Origin of the sequence: Sporosarcina sp. P29 (assembly GCF_002743265.1) — a bacterium.
Lineage (GTDB): Bacteria > Bacillota > Bacilli > Bacillales_A > Planococcaceae > Sporosarcina.
This window is the reverse complement of record NZ_PDYX01000032.1, coordinates 1-19,237: the sequence shown is the minus strand read 5'-3', so window position 1 is coordinate 19,237 and position 19,237 is coordinate 1. Positions and strand designations below refer to the sequence as shown.

The following is a 19,237-nucleotide window of genomic DNA, read 5'->3' as shown; positions in this document are numbered from 1 at the left end:
CCTTTACTTACAGTATCTACAAAAGTATGTACTTTCAGGTAGACGATTCTCTTTACTAGTCATATAAATTCTTTTTGGGTCAATAGAATAATGCGACAAGCCTTGTCATCATCACCTTTTCAAGAGGGAGTCGCCCGCCTACGCATCAATCCGTTATATAGCAAGTAGATGTCACTCTGTATTTTGAATTGAAGCCAAGTTTGTAATCGGCTTTAAACTTAATAATGCAAAAAAAGATGCCCCGAGTTTCTGGGACATCCTTGTGTAGTTAATTCGAAAGTTGTGTTTTGGAACGGTTGCCTGCTTTTCGAATCCAGACAGTTACTAGAATAATGATTAGTAAACCAAGTTGCGCCATGATCGTTTCATTAGTCGGATAAAAACCAATGAAGTCAATAATCGGCAAGCGAGGTTGTACCGTTGTGTTGATCACGTTCGTCAACTGCAATGTATGAAGACTGACGCCAATAATCTTGAAAGCTAGCACATAAATCAATATCGTTGCCACTGCAAAGAAGCGGTGAATCGGAACACGATGACTGAGTTTCATAAAGATGGCCGCCACGATCGCCAATATGACAACTGCTAGCAATATACCTATCACAAATTCCACCGTGGACATCTTCGGAGCAATCCCTGCATAGAAGACAATCGTTTCCGCACCTTCTCTAAATACAGAAAGGAAGCTGACCGATGCCATGGCGAGTACACTTCCTTTTGAGATTGCTTGACCCATTTGCTTAGATATATAACGATTCCACGAGGCGACGTTGGATTTTTGGTGCATCCAAATACCAACACCTATCATCAATGCAGCAGCCACGAGTCCCACATAACCTTCCATCATTTCACGATCATTGCCTATCGTGACAGATTGTAATACTGTGGACATCATAATCGCAACCACGATACTAAGTGCCATGCCAGCCCCCGCTCCAATATAGACCCATTTACGCATAGCTTGTTGATTAGCATTAGTTAAGAAAGTTAATAATGCCATAATGATCAACAAAGCTTCAAGACCTTCACGCAATAGGATCAGCGCAGAATCCCAAAAGCTGAAGCTGTCATTTGTTTGTAGTAAGGCAATTTGCTGTTTGAAGTTTTGTAGCTGACGTTCGGCCTTTTCAAGATCATAGCCGCTATTGGACAACTGACCAATCATCAATGGCAATTCATTTTCTAGCTCCGTATAAAGAGAGGCGTTTTTCGTACGCACTTCCCCTTCCACATTTGGCCAAATCTGAATGAACTCGCGCAATGACTTCTTTGTGTCATTAAGCTTTCCACTTTGTAGGGAATCTGAGCTTTCATCTAACAATGCCGTCAAGGTTGTCAAAGAATAGTCTTCATTTGCTGTCTCTTTCAACGTACCACTGACGAACTGGTCTACCTTGACAGTTAAATCATCAAACTGTGTCTTCAATATTTCAAGATCAGGTTCTTCTTCCGCCAATGTGATTCGCATGAATGCCATACTCGTTTCAATTGCACCATACGCTGAAATACTTTGCTCACGCACCGGACGTTCATTACGTGTCCAGGTAGAAATAAATTGCTGATTTGCTTGTTCAATTTCTTCTAACGAACCCAACTCGATAGCTTCGTCTAATTCCGTCAGAACCGGTTCCATCAATTGACCGAATTTCTCGCGTTCTGCTAGTTCGTCCACTGGATTTTCCGACTTTTCTAATTCATGTAAGGCTTTAGATAATGAACTTAATAGCTCACCGCGTGTTTGCGAGTCTGCCTGCAATGCTTGTTTTAATGTTTGATCGATGTCTTTTGTGAAATTCGAACTCTCTAGATTCTGTTGTTGCCAAATCGTTTCGAATTCTTGTAAGGATGCTAGTGCTTCTACATCATTCGCTTTTTTTGTTTGCATAATCGAATCGCTGATGGAAATATAGAGTTCACTATAATTAGTTTTTGTGTCAGCAAATGCTGGACGGATTGGCAGTAATATAACGATTAACAAAACCGCAATCCATTTATATAATCGAGAAGAGTGTGTCACCGATAAAGCCTCCCTTTTGAACTCCAGGGAAGCAAGCGAATAACGCGCTGCCGCGATGAGTAATATATTCATTTAATTTATCTTCACGACCAAAACTGTTTTGGATTGCAATAAATTGTTTGGGATCTTTTTGGAATGAGATGAACAATAACCCTGCATCAAATGTACCTGTCGAATCCATAACGCCCGAACTATAGGAGAATGAACGACGGTAAATCTTCTGTTTGGATTTCTTAGCCAAACGCACATGGGAAGCTTCCGAGATCACATACTCACCGTTTGCATCTTTTTCATCTAAATCTACTTCGTCCATCTCTTTTTCCTTACCTATCGGCGCTCCCGTATCACGATGGCGGCCAAATGTAGCTTCTTGTTCCTGCAGTGCTGTTCTATCCCATGTTTCCAAATGCATTTGAACTCGACGGACAGCCATATACGTACCATTGGTCATCCAACCTTTTGATCGACCCGCATCGATCCAAGCAACTTCATTCATCTCGGCTTCTTTTGATCCATTAGGATTGACTGAACCATCTTTAAACGCAAATAAATTTCTTGGAGTCTCTTTTTTCTTACCCTTCATTGGATAGGAATTAAATCCTGCCTGTGTCCATTTTAATGATACTTTTCCTGATGCTGCGCGCACTAAGTTTCGAACCGCGTGAAACGCAACTTGTGGATCATCTGCACATGCTTGAATACAAATATCTCCACCTGTATAAGCCGGATCTAGCTGATCTTTCGGGAAGTGTGGCAAATCTTTCAGTTCGGCAGGCTTTTTTGATGCTAAACCTAAAGACTCTTTTTCAAATAATGACGGCCCGACACCAAACGTCAGCGTTAAATTCGAAGCATCCAACCCGACCGCTTCTCCTGTGTCTTTTGCTGGAATGAGCATATTGGAAGTCTGACCATCAATCTGTTCGCCATTCATCATGCGTACAGAAATGGGAGTCCACATTTGAAATAGATCCATCAATTCTTGATGTGAATTCACCAAGACATTCAACGAAGCAAAATATACGTAACTTTGACATTCAGTCGCGATTCCAGATTGGTGCTTTCCATAGAAATTGATCTTATTTTTTGAGCGGGGATTATCTTCCTCCTCTACCATTCCGAATACTTTAAGAACACTGCCAAGGCCGGACGCACCGATTGCTACACCAGCTGCACCTGCTCCTGTGTACTTCAGCATTTGACGACGCGAAATTTTCTTATCATAGAATTTTTCTTCAGTTTGGTCCGTCATAGTATCACTCCGTTACGATGCCCATCATACTTAATGGTTCACCTAGTTGATTTACTGCTTCTGATAGCGATTTTGTATCTTCTTTCGTTAATTCTTCATAGGATATATAGCCGCCATTGCCATCTTCATATTCGGCAAGCAGACTATTAATCGTTTGGAATTTAGTTTCGAGTTCTTCGACTAATTGTTGATCTTTTGCTGCCATCTTATCTTTTAAGATTTCAAATATTTTTTCCGCACCTTCAATATTTGCCTTGAAGTCATATAGATCAGTGTGAGAATAAATTTCTTCTTCACCAGTGATTTTAGAAGTAGAGACTTCATTCAATAAATCAACTGCCCCTGTGATCATCAAATCGGGTGATACTTCAACAGTTTCTACACGTGCCCGCAGTTCTTTTGCATCTTTAAGCAATTGATCCGCAATCTCCGCGTATCCATCAGTTGTATTTTCCACCCACAGGCCGTATTCAATCTTATGATAACCAGACCAGTCTTCTTCTCCTTCTCCCTCTTCTTGAACATCTGCAAGTCGTGCATCGATGCGTGGATCTAAATCTCCAAAGCTTTCTGCAATCGGTTCAGAGCGTTCAAAATACATTCTAGCGATAGGATAGATTTCCTTTGCTCCTTCTATATCTCCCGCTTTAACAGCGGTCACGAATTTTTCAGTGTCCATCACGAATTCATCCATTTGTTCAAGCGCAAACTCTTTATATGCTTCTGTTTCAGTAGTTAGGTCTACTTCTTCAGTCGCTGCCGGTGCCTTTTCAGTAGTCTCTTCAGCTGTTCCACAACCTGATAGTAAAATTCCTGTTGTTAAAGCAAAGGCTGTTACGAGTGTTTTGTTCATATTTTTTCCTACTTCCCATTGTTTAGTTTTATATTATCAATGATAATCGTTCTCAAAACTATGTCAATAGGGAATTAAAGGATATATATGTATTTTCCTAGTATTTATTGTGTTTTTAGAAAATATACGAGATACTATATTTAACTAGATACTTTCTGTAAAGTTCTTTTCATTCCTAATATTTCGTAACATATAATAGGTTGATTCGTCTACTTAGTAATTAGTATGAAGGGAGGGAATCAGTGTGAAAAGAAAAGTCAGTAAGCAACAATTCAATTTCTTGCAACAAGAGTTTTCTTTTCTACAACAGCAAGGCAAAATGAAAGAAGCAGATGCCAACGAAATGCTCTCGCTATATGAATCTAAAGGCGGAACTAATTTCGTGAGAATCTTGCTAGCTTTCGGAGCTATATTAGTGGGGATCGGAATACTGAGTTTTATCGCAGGTAACTGGGCTGGATTAACGCCATTCTTTAAGTTTGGATTAATTATTGTCGGCATGATCTTAGCGTACTTTGCAGGATATAAGCTTGAAGGAAATTATGAACGAACATCTCGCAGTATGTATTATATTGGGGCTGCTATTTTTGGAGCAGGGATATTCTTAATTGGTCAAAGCTTTCATTTACAACATGCAGTGTATACTGATTTTCTATTATGGGGTATCGGGATCCTGCCACTAGCCTACTATCTAAAAGACCAATTGCTCGCAGTATTCGCTAGTGTATTTTTTATTATCTATAGCTTCAGTGCTTTCTCAGCTTATGAAATTGGAAGTTTCGGTCCTTTTTGGTTACTTCTATTAATTCCTTTACTATTTTGGATGAATGAAAAGCGATTTGGAAGAAAGAGTTCATTGTTCGTCATGAATGTTTTGCTTAGTGCGGCTTTTATCGTCAATATGCTAGAGTTCTTCCATGTGGATGAATGGATTTCTGTATTGATTGTCTTTGTATTAGGTGTTCTTCTTGCACTCGCACCTTTCAAACATTATCGTACAGAATCTTCTTGGACGGGTTCCATATTATTTGGCATCACGGGTATTATGCTGACTTTCCCATTCATATGGGATAATTTACGATTTGGCGATTCTGCACCTTACATCTTCACTGTAATATTCGTTATCTTATTGATTTATCTTCTAAAGAAAGACAGTTTACCAGCTATTTTGATCACATGTGCGTTAATCTACCGCTATTACACGGATATCTCATATGATTTCATGCCAAAATCATTATTTTTCATCGTAGGCGGTTTGCTGTTGATTGGTTTTGGATTCTGGTTTGAAAAATCACGACGAGAGACGGTGAAACGTCATGAATAATAAACGGAATCTATTTCTTGTAGCCTTAATCGTCCCAATCATTCTTTTATTAGCCATGACTTGGAAGCCTTTATACACAGTGAATACAGGTAAAACTATCACACTAGAAACAGTACCTGTTGATCCACGTGATATTCTTTATGGTGATTATGTCAGTCTTCAGTTCGCTATTGAAGAATTCTCGAAAGAAGATCTTGACCCAGCGCTTATTAAAGAATTCTCCAAACATGATACTGGAAAGCTGACAGTGTATGCGGTGTTAGAACAAGAAAAAGGAGATTTATACGGGTTGAAGGCAGTTACACATAAGAAACCAAGCGATGGGTTGTTTTTAAAAGGAGATATGTACTACTACGGTGAACATGCTAGCGATGAAACTCAAATGTATTTCGCAAATTTCCTTCCTGATCGTTTCTATGTAGCTGAAAATACCGGCATGCAGTTGGAAGATTTATCACGCAAAGGTCAATTGCTTGCAGATATAAAAATTCGTGATGGTTTTGCTGTGTTAGAAGATGTAAGACCTAAATAAGTCACTTTCTTGGAATAGTGGAAGCCGTTGCTGGGAGTCGTGGGATACACGATTTCTAGTAATGGTTTCTTTTTTTGGGTTTGTATTGTATTGTACAGGACTACTCGTTGAAGTCCTGTCGGATTACGTTTCTGTTAATTGTGCGTAATAAGCGGCGTTGGGCTATGGTTCTTGCACGTTCATTTTCTTTTCCTGGTTAATCAGGAGGTTGTGGTTTAGCTGTCTATGTAAGTGGCAAGTCCATTGTCCTCACTTCGGCGCTGGTGGATGGCTTTCGCGAGGAGCCAGAGACAGGAAGTTCGCCTGTCTTTGTCTCATCGCTGCGCCTACCCAGCAGTCGCCTTCGTTGGAATGCGGTTAGGGCAGTTCAGGTAGGTGTTTTTAGTCGTGAAAGTGCTATCGGATTACGTTTCTGTAAAGGGTGCGTAATAAGCGGCGTTGGGTTGTGGTTCTAGCACGTGCGTTTTCTTTTCCTGTTTAATCAATAGGTTGTGGTTTAGCTGGTAGTGTAAGTGGCGTGTTCATTGCCCCCACTTCGGCGCTGGTGGATGGCTTTCGCGAGGAGCCAGAGACAGGAAGTGCACCTGTCTTTGTCTCATCGCTACGCCTACCACAGCAGTCGCCTTCGTTGGATAGTGTGAATGGCAGTTCCTACACTTCTTTTTCTAGAAATATTACTAGCTATCACAATGTCACTAATCTTTTTCCTATAAGAACCACAACCAAAGTAAATACCACTCAGTAGCGCAGGCACAACTGCGGGGTAGGCCGTGGCCAGGAGACAACTGGCGTCACTTTGCCAGCTGGCTCCTGGCTGGAGGCAATCCCCCACGTGCCTGCGCGAGTCCAGAAAGCAGACACTCACCAACTTCAGTAAGCAACGACCACAACCAAAAGTGCAACGCCCACCACCTCCTGTTTAGGTATTTCCTCACAACGCCTTGAATTTGTAACTATTTATTCAGTTTATACACTGTTCAAAACTACTATTACTACGTATAATTTAGGTAATCAACTAAAGGAGCTGGAGCTGACCTTGAAGCCTATTTCGAAATTAGCATCAAAGATTTTAGTCGTAGCCCTCTTTGTCACGGCAATCGCTGCAGGTGTCACTTGGAACTATTTACAATCCACTGGAGGAAAAGAAGTTTCCTTTGCCCAGATGGAAAAACTGATTGCTGACCAATCAGGTGCTAGTGTCTTATTAAACGAAACGGCCAAAGGTAAGTTATCGATCACTATAGATCACACAACATACAGCACGATGGTGCGTCCACAAAGTACGTTAGTGGATGACTTGGTACAGAAATATAATGTGTCTTATCAATATAAAGCAGCAAGTTCTGCGGGTGGTTGGATTTTTGGTGGGCTTGTATTGGTAGCTCTATTGACGCTTTTCATTCTTCACAAAAAAGGCAAACTCAATATTGGCCCGTCAGCTATGAAACATCAGGCATCAAAAGCGACTCCGCTTCCAGATATTACAATGGATGACATCGGCGGAATCCCCGAAGAAATGAAAGATGAAATTCTCCAGACATTGGAAGTATTCAAAAATCCTGAAGCTGCGAAAGAAATGGGCATTGCATTGCCTCAAGGTATTTTACTGTATGGACCTCCGGGAACTGGTAAAACATTACTAGCCCAGGCTATCGCAAAAGAAATAGGGGCTACTTTTTATTCTTCTAGCGGTGCAGCTTTTACAGAGTTATTTGTAGGCGTTGGTGCCTCACGCATTCGTACACTTTTTGAAAACGCTCGCAAGCAACGCCCTGCAGTTATCTTTATAGATGAAGTAGACGCATTGGCCGGAAAAAGAAAAGAACATGGTGGAGAAGAATCTGAAAAGACGTTAACCGAATTGCTAGTTCAACTTGATGGTGGAAATGATAATGATGGTGTTTTATTCATCGCGGCAACAAATCGAAAAGATATGCTGGATGATGCATTCTTGCGTCCTGGACGTATCGACTTTACTTTTAACGTTCAATTGCCAGATACAAAAGGTCGTCGCGAAATTATTGATATCCATACCAACGGCAAAACATTGGCATCTAATGTAGCAGCATCTCTTGATACACTTGCAGACAGTACTACCGGATTTTCTGGTGCAGAAATTAGCAGTTTGTTCGAAACAGCTAGCCGCCGCGCTATGCGCGAAGGTCGGAAACTAATTGAGAAACACGATTTGGATTTTGCAATTGACCGTACAATCCTCGGAAATACAGCGCGCACGTTAAGCGACCAAGAAACGAAGCGCCGTGTAGCCATTCACGAATCCGGTCACGCCATCATCGCCGCTCTTACAAAGCCAGGTTCTGTGAGAAAAGCAACGATCATTCCACGGGGTCAAGCACTTGGTTATGTAGCCCCTATTCAAAAAGAATTACATTTATCTACAGCTAGCGAATTGCTTGATCAAGTCAGTATGATCCTAGCGGGTGGTATTGCAGAGCGTCTTTATTTGGGTGAGCACAGTATTGGGGTTGGAGGCGACGTGGAACAGGCCAAAGATATTCTTGAGCGTATGGTGAACACTGGATTGTTCCAGGAAGGATTTTCTTTGATTTTCAATAAAGCTGAGAGAGAAGAAAAAATGCAAATGCTATTTAATCAAGCCGCAAAAAAGACGGAAACACTCATTAAAGAACATGCGTATCAATTTGAAGAGTTGGTCAATGCACTATATAAAGAAGAAACGCTTGAAGGTGACGAAGTACAACGCATCGTCGAGTTACCGACTCCTAAAGATGCGGTAGTGTTTATCTGATAACAAAACAGCGATCATCAATAGGATGATCGCTGTTTCTTTTTGTTTTGCGTCGGTTATATGCGCTTCTCTACCTTCATCGGCCAGCCATCTTTGATCCGCAATGAAATTAACGGTTCCGGAACGGGCGGATTGGATCGAACATTATGGAATAAAAACTTCTTATACAGCACTGACAGGATGAGTGTCGCTTCGAGCAGCGCAAATCGCGAACCGATGCAACTGCGTGAGCCGCCACCGAATGGAAAATAACTAAATGGCGCATACTTATTACCTACCGCAAACCGATCTGGGTCAAATGCACTCGGATCGGGAAACACTTTTTCATTTCGGTGAACCGCATACGGACAAATCATAAACGTACTTCCCTTTTTGAAAGATCTTCCGAACATCTCAACAGCTTCGTCAAGTTCACGATAGATTAGCCAGGCAGGAGGATAAAGACGCAAGCCTTCCTCAATAATTTGCTGTGTGTACGGTAATTCTCGCATCCAATTAAATGGGTTACCTACCAAGTCGGCTGTATTTAGTTCTTCTAACAGACGCTTCTCCACTTTAGGATGCCCTGCAATTTCAGCAAATAACCAACCTAATAAGTTTGCTGTTGTTTCATGCCCGGCTAACAACATCGTCATCATCTGATCGCGTACTTCTTTGTCGGGCAATCCGTTTCCCGCCTCATCTGTCACCGCCATCATCATGCCAAGCAACGAATCTTCGAACCATTCAGGATGCTCTTTCGCTGCCACTAACACTTCGTCAATCATGGCTTCTAATGTCTGTATTGCTTCTTTATGTTTTAAGTTGGCTTTAGTTGGAACAGAAGCCGGTATCATTACAGGACTGAATAAAATTTTGACACTTTGCTCAATCGTTGTCGTGACAGCATCCGCTAGCTCTTTCTCTTCTGACGAGACATCTGTCGAAAACATCGTTCGTGTAATGATCGACAATGTCAATCGCATCATAACAGTATGTATATCTAGTTCCTCTTCATGCTCAAGACGTCCGACTAGCTTCTCGGTTTCATCTACGATGGCATAGGCATAGCGCTCCAGTACATCTTTATAAAACGCCGGCTGAATATATTTCTTCTGCGTCGCATGTCGCTCTCCTTCTGTCGTCAGCAAACCTTCCCCCACTGTTCTTCGCAACACAGTCGTTGTCCGTCCTTTAATAAATGATTGGTCTTGACGAATTAAGATTTCACGAATAGCATCGGGACTGTTGACAACAAACGTCGGAGAAATACCCGTCTTCAATGAAATCACATCACCAAGCGGCTGTACTCGCGTAAAAAAAGCAATCGGGTCACGCACGAATTCCAAATAGTTCTGTAAACGTGGAGTCGCAATATCTTGTACAATAACCATGAATTCTCCTCCAAAGTGATCATAATGTATTACTTCCCTATCTCCTGTATGTATGAATTGATTCTGGATATGCTAGTAAAAAGGAGGTGGGTCAATTGGCAAAAGACGTATTATGTGAAGTAACGAACTGTCATTTTTGGGAATCAGGTAATCAGTGTGGAGCAGATGAAATCAAAGTGATTTCACGAAAAGGAAGAAAAGCAAAAGACTCAGCCGAAACAGATTGTGGTACGTTCATTCCAAAAGGATGATCCACCGAGCAGCAGCCAAGCTTTTATGCTTGGCTGCTTTTTAATTGTAAAGCTAGACGCCTATGTAACGCTTCTCGGTTCATGGTTATCATTTCAACTTGAATGTAGCAGTACAATGGGCAACTAATTCATCTTTCTCGTTGAAGAGTGTTCCTTCAACCAAAGCCGTAGAACGTGTTCTATTAATAACGGCAGCTTTTGAATAAACAGCTTCCTGAACGACCGGCTTCAGAAATTGTGTTGTCATTTGTATCGTCATGACATCATTTGCACCCATCGAACGACAAAGCATTCCCATCGTCGTATCGAGAACGGACATATACATACCGCCGTGAATAGTTCCGCGTACATTATCATAGTGTTGACGATAAGGTAAATATAATTCCACATGACCAGCTTCTAATCTTTGGGTTTGCAGACCTGCAAACTTCCAGAAAGGACTTGTCTCGAAATCTTGTCGAACTTGTTCCAAGTATTCCACTGTCGTATCGTTCATATCATTACCTCCAGAAAATGTAGTAATTGTTCTATATACCATATCGTAAAGACGCACTGACGACAATTCAAATCATTTTACCTTACACTTTAAAATATATGTTTTCTAATTCTTTTCAATAAAAAGTATATATTTTTAATTCACTTTCCTTTATAATGAGATTAATTTCATAAGTTTTTTAATTTAGGAAGAGTACCTGCGAGCATTATGCCAATCCAATCACCTGTTATGTAATGGAATAGAGATCCTCTCTATTGTTATATCAACAAGCGAAACAGAGTAAAGGTCCCTCTCCAATCTGTCATGTTTGTATTATTTCATGTGGATTGGAGAGGGACTTTTTTATGTGAACTTAATTTATAAACACTTTATATAGAAAGGACGGATGTTTCGGTTGGAAAATAAGCTGAAGCTCTACGGCTTTAACAACCTCACCAAAACTCTTAGCTTCAACATTTACGATGTAAGCTATGCAAAAAGTAGAAGAGAGCAGAGTGAGTATATCGCCTATATAGATGAGCAATACAATTCAGAACGTTTAACGAAAATTCTCTACGATGTCACCGAAATGATTGGTGCACATGTTTTGAATGTCAGTAAACAAGATTACGACCCTCAAGGTGCTAGTGTAACGTTAATGATTTCAGAGGAAAAATTCCCTGCATCACAAATTGATCCTTCTTGTAATCAAGGTGCGATCCCCATCTTGCCAGATAAGGATTCCGTCGTCAGTCATTTAGATAAAAGTCACGTAACGGTTCATACGTATCCCGAGTATCATCCGGATAACTCTATTGCGACGTTTCGTGTAGATATAGATGTGTCAACGTGTGGAGAGATTTCTCCTTTGAACGCGCTTGACTACCTAATTGGAAGCTTTGACTCGGACATCATTACTGCCGATTATCGCGTGCGAGGATTTACACGTTCAGTAGACGGCAAAAAACTATTTATGGATCATGCAATCACATCCATCCAAGACTTCATTGATGAGAAAACATTACAGAAGTATGATGCAATCGATGTGAATGTTTACCAGGCGAATATCTTCCATACAAAATTACTCATTAAAGAGATCGATTTACAGGATTACCTATTTAACAAAGACGTTTCAGAATTACCACCAAAAGAACGCCTTCAAATCTCTCATAATCTTCGCAAAGAGATGATTGAAATCTACAGCGGTTCTAACGTTTATGAAAATGAGTGAGGAGAGACCATTGAAATTATCACAACATCGCGTTCCAATTATGGATGCATTGCAACAATATCAAGAAGCACGTGTCGTTCCTTTTGATGTTCCCGGACATAAACACGGTCGAGGCAATAAGGAACTTGCAGATTTCCTTGGGGAAACTTGCTTGCATCATGACGTGAATTCCATGAAACCTCTTGATAATTTATGTCACCCCGTTTCCGTTATTCGTGAGGCTGAAGAGTTGGCGGCAGACGCTTTTGGCGCGAAGCACGCCTTCTTACTTGTAAATGGGACAACTTCTGCTGTACAAGCTATGGTCATGACCGCTTGTAAAGTAGGTGAGAAAATCATCATGCCGCGAAATGTTCATCGTAGCGCAATTAATGCCTTGATCTTGAGCGGCGCTATTCCTATCTATGTGAATCCTGGAGTTCAAGAAGAGCTTGGCATTCCCCTTGGTATGGCTGTGGATGAAGTAAAGAAGGCAATCGTGGAACACCCTGATGCCAAAGCGATTCTTATCAATAATCCAACTTATTATGGTATCTGCTCCAATATGCAAGCCATTACGGATTTAGCACACGCACACGGGATGCTCGTATTAGTGGATGAAGCACATGGCACACATTTTTATTTCAACGATAAATTGCCTGCTTCCGCTATGTCCGTCGGCGCGGATATGGCTTCTATCAGTATGCATAAATCAGGTGGGTCTTTAACGCAAAGTTCATTTTTATTGATCAATAATGAAGTAAGTGAAGGCTATACGCGACAGATTATTAACCTCACGCAGACAACGAGTGGTTCATATTTATTGATGTCGTCATTGGATATTTCACGTAAAAATCTTGCGCTACATGGTCAAGAAATCTTCGATAAAGTGATCAGGATGGCACAGTATACGCGTGATGAAGTCAATAAAATTGGCGGCTACTATGCTTATTCTAAAGAGTTGATCAACGGAGATACCATCTACGATTTCGATGAATCTAAATTATCCATCCACACGCGAAAAATAGGTCTAGCTGGCATTGAAGTCTATGATATTTTGCGCGACGAATACGATATTCAAATCGAGTTCGGGGACGTGGCAAATATCCTAGCTTATATTTCTGTCGGTGACCGGGCACTTGATCTGGAACGTTTGGTAGCAGCTTTAGCAGAAATCAATAGGCGTTATAAAAAAAACCCTAGTTCATTATTCGACCATGAGTATATCAATCCAGAAATTGTCCAGTCACCTCAACAAGCCTTTTATGCGGAGAAAGAATTACTTCCGTTGACTGAATCTTCAGGTCACGTAGCAAGTGAATTTGTCATGTGCTATCCTCCAGGCATTCCGATTGTGGCACCAGGAGAACGCATTACCGATGAGATCATCGACTATATCGACTACTGCAAGGACAAAGGTTGTTTCCTGACAGGTACCGAAGATTCAAATGTTGATTATATTAACGTAGTGAAGGAGGACGTCTAATGAATCTATGGTTTACCGAAGATCATTCACCCCATACCCGCTTTTCCTTTCGCGTTGAAGAACATTTATATACCGCGACAAGTGAATTCCAGAAAATTGATGTCTTCGAAACGACTGAGTTCGGTAAGATTTTGACACTAGACGGATATGTCATGGTGACGGAGAAGGACGAATTCATTTATCACGATATGATTGTTCACGTGCCGATGGCTACCAATCCGTCCATACAGAAAGTGTTAGTTATTGGTGCAGGTGATGGTGGCACCGTGCGCGAATTGACGCGTTATCCATCGATCAAACAAATCGATATGGTGGAAATTGATGAGGAGGTTGTGAATGTATGCCAGAAGTTTTTACCGCAAACGGCAGCAAAACTAACGGATCCGCGCGTCACGCTATATTTTGAGGACGGCCTGAAATTCGTCCGTCAACAAGAGAACGCCTATGACTTGATTATTGTCGATTCCACCGATCCATTCGGGCCGGGTGAAGGTCTCTTCACGAAAGAGTTTTATGGCAATTGCTATAAAGCGTTGAATGAACAAGGCATTCTTGTGAATCAACATGAAAGTCCTTTCTACGCTGAAGACGCACGTGGTATGCAGCGAGCACATAAAAGTATCATGGGGTTCTTCCCCGTTTCTAAAGTCTATCAAGCGCATATTCCAACCTATCCTTCAGGGCATTGGCTGTTCGGATTTGCTTCCAAGGAATATGACCCCATAGAAGATTTGGATGCTGAAGCATGGAACGCAATTGGTTTACAAACAAAATATTACAATACCAAACTTCATGTCGGCTCGTTCGCCTTGCCAAATTATGTTAAGGAGTTACTGATTCATGCTAAATAAAAATATAGAAACATTTTTAGGTTTCGAAGCAGATTACGAGGCTTCCTCATTCGTAATTTTCGGTGCCCCCTTTGATTCCACAACATCTTTCCGTCCTGGCACGCGATTCGCCAGTAAAGTGATGCGTAGCGAATCATTCGGTCTCGAGACATACAGTCCTTATCAGGAAGCTGATTTAACGGATTACTCATTATTCGACGGCGGTGATTTGGAATTAAGTTTTGGTAATACAGAGCGTGCTCTCGAGCAAATTGAAGAGTTCACTTCACTTGTTCTGAATGATGGAAAAATCCCTTGCATGATTGGTGGCGAACATTTAGTGACATTAGGCGCTGTGCGCGCTGTTGCGAAAATGCACCCTGATTTACATGTCATCCAATTCGATGCACATACAGACTTGCGCGAAGAGTATTTAGATCAACGTCTATCTCACGCTACAGTTATTCGTAGAATCTGGGATTTGCTTGGTGATAATAAAATATTCCAATACGGCATTCGTTCCGGTGATCGTCCAGAATTCGAATGGGCGGCAAAACAGCATGTCTATATGAATAAATTTAATTTTGATGGTCTTGAAGATACGGTTGAAAAACTACAAGGTAAACCCGTCTATTTGACGATTGATCTGGACGTATTGGATCCTTCCGTATTCCCTGGAACCGGTACACCGGAAGCGGGCGGCGTGAGCTTTGTTGAATTGCTAAAAGCGATTTTGACAGTCAGTGGTTTGAATATCGTTGCCTGTGATATTAACGAGCTGTCTCCTATCTACGACCAAAGCGGCGCATCAACTGCCGTGGCTTGTAAAGTGTTACGTGAATTAACGATTGCTATAAATAAAAATAACTAATTTGGTGGTGTCTTTAATGGGAAAAGCATTAATTATTGGAGCTGGCGGTGTAGCTAGTGTTGTCGTGCATAAGTGTTGTGAGGTACCAGATGTATTTGAAGAAATCTGTATCGCAAGTCGTACGAAATCAAAATGTGATGCGTTGAAAGAAAAGCTGGATGGTGGACAGACGAAAATCCAAACAGCACAAGTAGATGCAGACAACGTGCCTGAGCTAGTCGCGTTAATCAATGAATTCAAACCGGATATCGTCATTAATGTCGCATTGCCTTATCAGGATTTGACGATTATGGATGCCTGCCTTGAAACAAAAGTGGATTATCTAGATACCGCTAACTACGAGCCGCTTGATACAGCGAAATTCGAATATAAATGGCAGTGGGCTTATAAAGAAAAATTTGAGGAAGCAGGTATTACCGCATTGCTTGGGAGCGGTTTCGATCCTGGTGTAACCGGTGTGTTCTCCGCCTACGCATTGAAGCATTACTTCGATGAAATCCATACGATTGATATTGTCGATGCTAACGCAGGTGATCACGGCTATCCATTCGCAACTAACTTTAATCCAGAAATCAACATCCGCGAAATCACAGCAAATGGACGCTATTATGAAAACGGAGAATTCATTGAAACAGAACCTCTCGAAGTAAAACGCGTCTATGATTTACCTGAAATCGGACCAAAAGATGTCTACTTGCTATACCATGAGGAACTTGAATCATTGGCGAAAAATATTACCGGTGTAAATAAAATTCGTTTCTGGATGACGTTCTCCGAAAAGTATTTGACGCATTTGCGTGTACTTGAAAATGTAGGTATGACGTCTATTGAACCAATCGATTACGAAGGTCAGCAAATTGTACCACTACAATTCTTGAAAGCTATACTACCTGACCCTGCTTCTCTTGGACCACGTACGAAAGGAAAAACGAATATCGGTTGTATCTATCAAGGTACGAAAAACGGCGAACCAAAAACGTATTATGTTTACAATATTTGTGATCACCAAGAATGCTATCGTGAAGTGGGATCACAAGCTATTTCCTATACAACAGGAGTACCAGCTATGATCGGTGCCATGATGATGTTAACAGGCAAGTGGAAAAAGCAAGGTGTCTTCAATATTGAAGAATTCGATCCAGATCCATTCATGGAAGCGTTGAATGAGTATGGTTTACCTTGGCACGAAGATTTTAATCCAACTTTGATAGACTGAGGTGAATAGTATGAACTTCGATGTACAAGCAGTCCCATCACCTAGTTATGTCGTGGATGAAAAACTGCTGATTGCTAACTTAGAAAAAATGAAATCCGTTATCGATCAAACAGGATGCAAGATCTTACTTGCGCAAAAAGGGTTTTCAATGTTTGAAGTCTATCCATTAATCGGACAGTATTTGCATGGCGTTACTTCAAGTGGTCTATTTGAAGCGCGTCTTGGCAATGAAGAGATGGGGAAAGAAGTACACACGTATGCCCCTGCTTTCCATGAAGACGAGTTTGAGGAAATCCTTCGTTACTCTGATCACTTAGTATTCAATTCATTTGCGCAGTGGAAGCAATTCAAAGATCGAGTTCAGAAGCAGGAGAAGCCCATTGAATGCGGAATCCGGATCAATCCTGAGTACTCGGAGATTGATGTGGACATGTACAACCCTTGCTTCACCTATTCACGATTCGGTGTTACGCTGGAAAACTTTGAACCCGATGAACTTGATGGAATTAGCGGCCTGCACTTCCACACGATGTGCGAGCAAAACTCCGATACATTGTGGCGGACAATTCAAATCATAGATGAAGAGTTCGGTCATTATTTACAGAAGATGAAATGGATCAACTTCGGTGGCGGTCATCATATCACTCGTCCTGATTACGACCTCGAGACATTGATTCGTTGCATTCGTTTCATGCAAGATAAATATAATCTCGACGTTTATCTAGAGCCAGGTGAAGCTGTCGCCCTCAACACAGGTTTCCTCGTGGCGACAGTACTTGATACGATGCATAATGGCATGGACATTGCTATTCTCGATACATCGGCTTCTTGCCATATGCCAGACGTTCTGGAGATGCCTTATCGACCAGAAATTATCGATGCTGGTGCGGCAAATGAAAAAGCCCATACTTATCGGTTAGGCGGCCCAACTTGTTTGGCTGGTGATGTAATTGGGGATTATTCTTTCAATCAGCCGTTGAAGCCGGGTGACCGACTTGTATTTTGTGATATGGCGCATTATTCCATGGTGAAGAACAATACGTTTAACGGGGTTAATCTTCCGTCCATCGTTCTTCATACGCTGGATAATGAAATCAATGTCGTAAAACAATTTGGTTATGAGGATTTTAGGCAGCGGTTGTCTTAAGATATGTGAGTGGGAATGTGAGGGCACGTTGATCTGCGTTCCAGTCGGACGCGTTCGGGAGGGCCCGCCTTCCACTCCGATCAACTAGCGGCATTTTTAATTTTAGTGTGTGATTTCAAAAACCTTATGTAAACGCTAATCTTGAATAATAGCTTTAATAAAGAAAAAACGATTCGCATTTATAAGCGAATCGTTTTTTCTGTCTATATGTCTTTAGTTCAACATCTTATGTGAATATATTGAACCTCACTCCATATTTCCAGAAAGTAACACCAGTTGATTGGAGTGCAAGGTAGGGACCTGGCTGGCTCACCGAAAGCCCACGGGAAAACGTTCACCTGGAACGCAAATCAACGTTGCTCCCCCCTACTCCGTTCTTAAACATTATACTTACTACTCACAGTAAGAAAAATCCAATACCCATAATTAGATAGGCTGAGAACAGCACAATCCCTTCAAACCAGTTTGACTCCCCATCATTACATATATTTACAACTAGTAATGTGGCGGTAATCATCGCAATTAACTCTGGCCAAGTGAATACAAGTGGCATTGCGGTAGGCATCATTAACGAAATCAGTACAAGCACCGGTGTTACAAACATGGCAATCTGCAATGTAGAACCGATTGCAATCTCTACCGATACATCCATTTTATTTTTCATTGCCAATGTAATGGCGGAAGAATGCTCTGCTGCGTTTCCAACGATTGCCACGATGATGACACCGATAAACAACTCAGACCAACCAAATTTTTCACCTAATGTACCAAATGTATGCACGAGCTTTTCAGAAACAAATGCAACTGCTACTGTTGCAACTAATAGGACCACTACGGACTTCTTCTTTGTCCACTCTGGCACTTCATCTGTCTCATGATTTTCGGAACCAAATACACCTCGGTGTGTAAATAACTTAAATACCAGACCTGCCAAGTAAATCAGTATGAGTATAATCGAAATACCAATACTCAGATTCAGTCCAGTTCTAGTATCCATCGTCATCGAGAAGACTTCCGGAATCACAAATGCCACGACAATCGCAAATATCAATAATGCTGAATTAAATCGAGCATCAAAAATATTGAAGTTCTGTCTTTTATGCTTCAGACCGCCTGCGAAAAATGACAGCCCTAGAACTAATAATAAGTTCCCTAAGACTGAACCTGTCAACGAAGCCAGTACGATTGCAATCAATCCGGCTTTTAACGTAAATATGGAAATAATAAGTTCTACCGCATTCCCGAATGTTGCATTTAATAAACCACCGATTCGTGGTCCACTGACAATGGCTAAACTCTCTGTTGCTCTTCCAATGAATCCGGCTAGTGCAATAATACTGTAACAACATAGCGCAAACATCCATAAATCTGACCAATTTAAGAAGGACGCTATAAATACTAGAGGTACGCCTGTGAACGCCATAACAGTAAATACTTTATTCATTGTCTCCACCTCACTTCATAAGCAATTTGTTATAGTCTTTCCCTTATTCATGCGTGAATAAACTGGTTAAAAAATGGTTGATCATCAGAGTGAATATCTACCAAATAGCTCGTATGTAAATAACCATTTATTAGTATTAAAAAAAAGATGAAGAGGCTGGGACAAAACCCTATAAAATGAAAAAAA

At 41.2% G+C, this 19,237-nt stretch carries 16 protein-coding genes; 10 read left to right on the top strand and 6 right to left on the bottom strand.

The features are described from left to right. Positions 1–268: 268 nt before the first annotated feature. Genes CSV68_RS15740 through efeO form a run of 3 tightly spaced genes read right to left on the bottom strand, consistent with a single transcriptional unit; the run spans position 269 to position 4,122 of the window. Positions 269–2,017, bottom strand: coding sequence for an FTR1 family iron permease (locus tag CSV68_RS15740; RefSeq protein WP_233192946.1), 1,749 nt, complete (start codon positions 2,015–2,017; stop codon positions 269–271). Further along, positions 1,992–3,269 carry an iron uptake transporter deferrochelatase/peroxidase subunit gene (gene efeB, locus CSV68_RS15735; protein ID WP_099662609.1) on the bottom strand — a complete coding sequence of 426 codons (1,278 nt, stop codon included), beginning with the start codon at positions 3,267–3,269 and terminating at the stop codon, positions 1,992–1,994. Before efeB ends, CSV68_RS15740 begins: the two co-directional genes overlap by 26 nt. A gap of 4 nt (positions 3,270–3,273) precedes the next feature. Continuing rightward, on the bottom strand, positions 3,274–4,122 hold the full coding sequence (gene efeO / locus CSV68_RS15730; RefSeq protein ID WP_099634738.1) for an iron uptake system protein EfeO: 849 nt from the start codon (positions 4,120–4,122) through the stop codon (positions 3,274–3,276). A 244-nt stretch (positions 4,123–4,366) separates the two neighbouring features. Between efeO and CSV68_RS15725 the strand changes: the two genes are divergently transcribed. The 3 genes from CSV68_RS15725 to CSV68_RS15715 all read left to right on the top strand — a co-directional run bounded on the left by CSV68_RS15725 (position 4,367) and on the right by CSV68_RS15715 (position 8,748). Beyond that, positions 4,367–5,446 carry a DUF2157 domain-containing protein gene (locus tag CSV68_RS15725; protein WP_099662608.1) on the top strand — a complete coding sequence of 360 codons (1,080 nt, stop codon included), beginning with the start codon at positions 4,367–4,369 and terminating at the stop codon, positions 5,444–5,446. Next, positions 5,439–5,978, top strand: coding sequence for a GDYXXLXY domain-containing protein (locus tag CSV68_RS15720; protein ID WP_099662607.1), 540 nt, complete (start codon positions 5,439–5,441; stop codon positions 5,976–5,978). The genes CSV68_RS15725 and CSV68_RS15720 overlap by 8 nt, the downstream gene beginning before the upstream one ends. A 1,036-nt stretch (positions 5,979–7,014) precedes the next feature. Further along, complete coding sequence (locus CSV68_RS15715) at positions 7,015–8,748, top strand: AAA family ATPase (protein ID WP_099662606.1); 1,734 nt, start codon at positions 7,015–7,017, stop codon at positions 8,746–8,748. Between the two features lie 56 nt (positions 8,749–8,804). Here the strand turns inward: CSV68_RS15715 and CSV68_RS15710 are convergent, their stop codons facing one another. Next, positions 8,805–10,121: a cytochrome P450 gene (locus tag CSV68_RS15710; protein ID WP_099634742.1), complete on the bottom strand. Its 1,317-nt coding sequence runs from the start codon at positions 10,119–10,121 to the stop codon at positions 8,805–8,807. 95 nt (positions 10,122–10,216) lie between these two features. On the opposite strand from CSV68_RS15710, the gene CSV68_RS15705 reads away from it, so the two are divergent. Next, positions 10,217–10,372 (top strand): DUF1540 domain-containing protein, encoded by a 156-nt coding sequence (locus tag CSV68_RS15705; protein ID WP_099634743.1) that lies wholly within the window; start codon positions 10,217–10,219, stop codon positions 10,370–10,372. Positions 10,373–10,460: 88 nt separating this feature from the next. Here CSV68_RS15705 and CSV68_RS15700 read toward each other — a convergent pair whose 3' ends face one another. Continuing rightward, positions 10,461–10,868: a PaaI family thioesterase gene (locus tag CSV68_RS15700; protein WP_099634744.1), complete on the bottom strand. Its 408-nt coding sequence runs from the start codon at positions 10,866–10,868 to the stop codon at positions 10,461–10,463. 385 nt (positions 10,869–11,253) lie between these two features. On the opposite strand from CSV68_RS15700, the gene speD reads away from it, so the two are divergent. The 6 genes from speD to nspC are packed head-to-tail and all read left to right on the top strand — an operon-like array spanning position 11,254 to position 17,607. Next, positions 11,254–12,078 (top strand): adenosylmethionine decarboxylase, encoded by an 825-nt coding sequence (gene speD / locus CSV68_RS15695; RefSeq protein WP_099634745.1) that lies wholly within the window; start codon positions 11,254–11,256, stop codon positions 12,076–12,078. Further along, positions 12,071–13,543 (top strand): aminotransferase class I/II-fold pyridoxal phosphate-dependent enzyme, encoded by a 1,473-nt coding sequence (locus CSV68_RS15690; RefSeq protein ID WP_483315683.1) that lies wholly within the window; start codon positions 12,071–12,073, stop codon positions 13,541–13,543. Before speD ends, CSV68_RS15690 begins: the two co-directional genes overlap by 8 nt. Continuing rightward, on the top strand, positions 13,543–14,394 hold the full coding sequence (gene speE / locus CSV68_RS15685; RefSeq protein ID WP_099662604.1) for a polyamine aminopropyltransferase: 852 nt from the start codon (positions 13,543–13,545) through the stop codon (positions 14,392–14,394). The genes CSV68_RS15690 and speE overlap by 1 nt, the downstream gene beginning before the upstream one ends. Beyond that, on the top strand, positions 14,384–15,244 hold the full coding sequence (speB, locus tag CSV68_RS15680; RefSeq protein WP_099662603.1) for an agmatinase: 861 nt from the start codon (positions 14,384–14,386) through the stop codon (positions 15,242–15,244). Before speE ends, speB begins: the two co-directional genes overlap by 11 nt. A gap of 16 nt (positions 15,245–15,260) precedes the next feature. After that, positions 15,261–16,460: a saccharopine dehydrogenase family protein gene (locus CSV68_RS15675; protein ID WP_099662602.1), complete on the top strand. Its 1,200-nt coding sequence runs from the start codon at positions 15,261–15,263 to the stop codon at positions 16,458–16,460. A 10-nt stretch (positions 16,461–16,470) separates the two neighbouring features. Continuing rightward, on the top strand, positions 16,471–17,607 hold the full coding sequence (gene nspC, locus CSV68_RS15670) for a carboxynorspermidine decarboxylase (RefSeq protein ID WP_099662601.1): 1,137 nt from the start codon (positions 16,471–16,473) through the stop codon (positions 17,605–17,607). A gap of 397 nt (positions 17,608–18,004) precedes the next feature. Here nspC and cax read toward each other — a convergent pair whose 3' ends face one another. After that, entirely contained in the window at positions 18,005–19,051 is a 1,047-nt protein-coding gene (gene cax / locus CSV68_RS15665; RefSeq protein ID WP_099662600.1) for a calcium/proton exchanger, read from the bottom strand. Positions 19,052–19,237 lie beyond the last annotated feature (186 nt).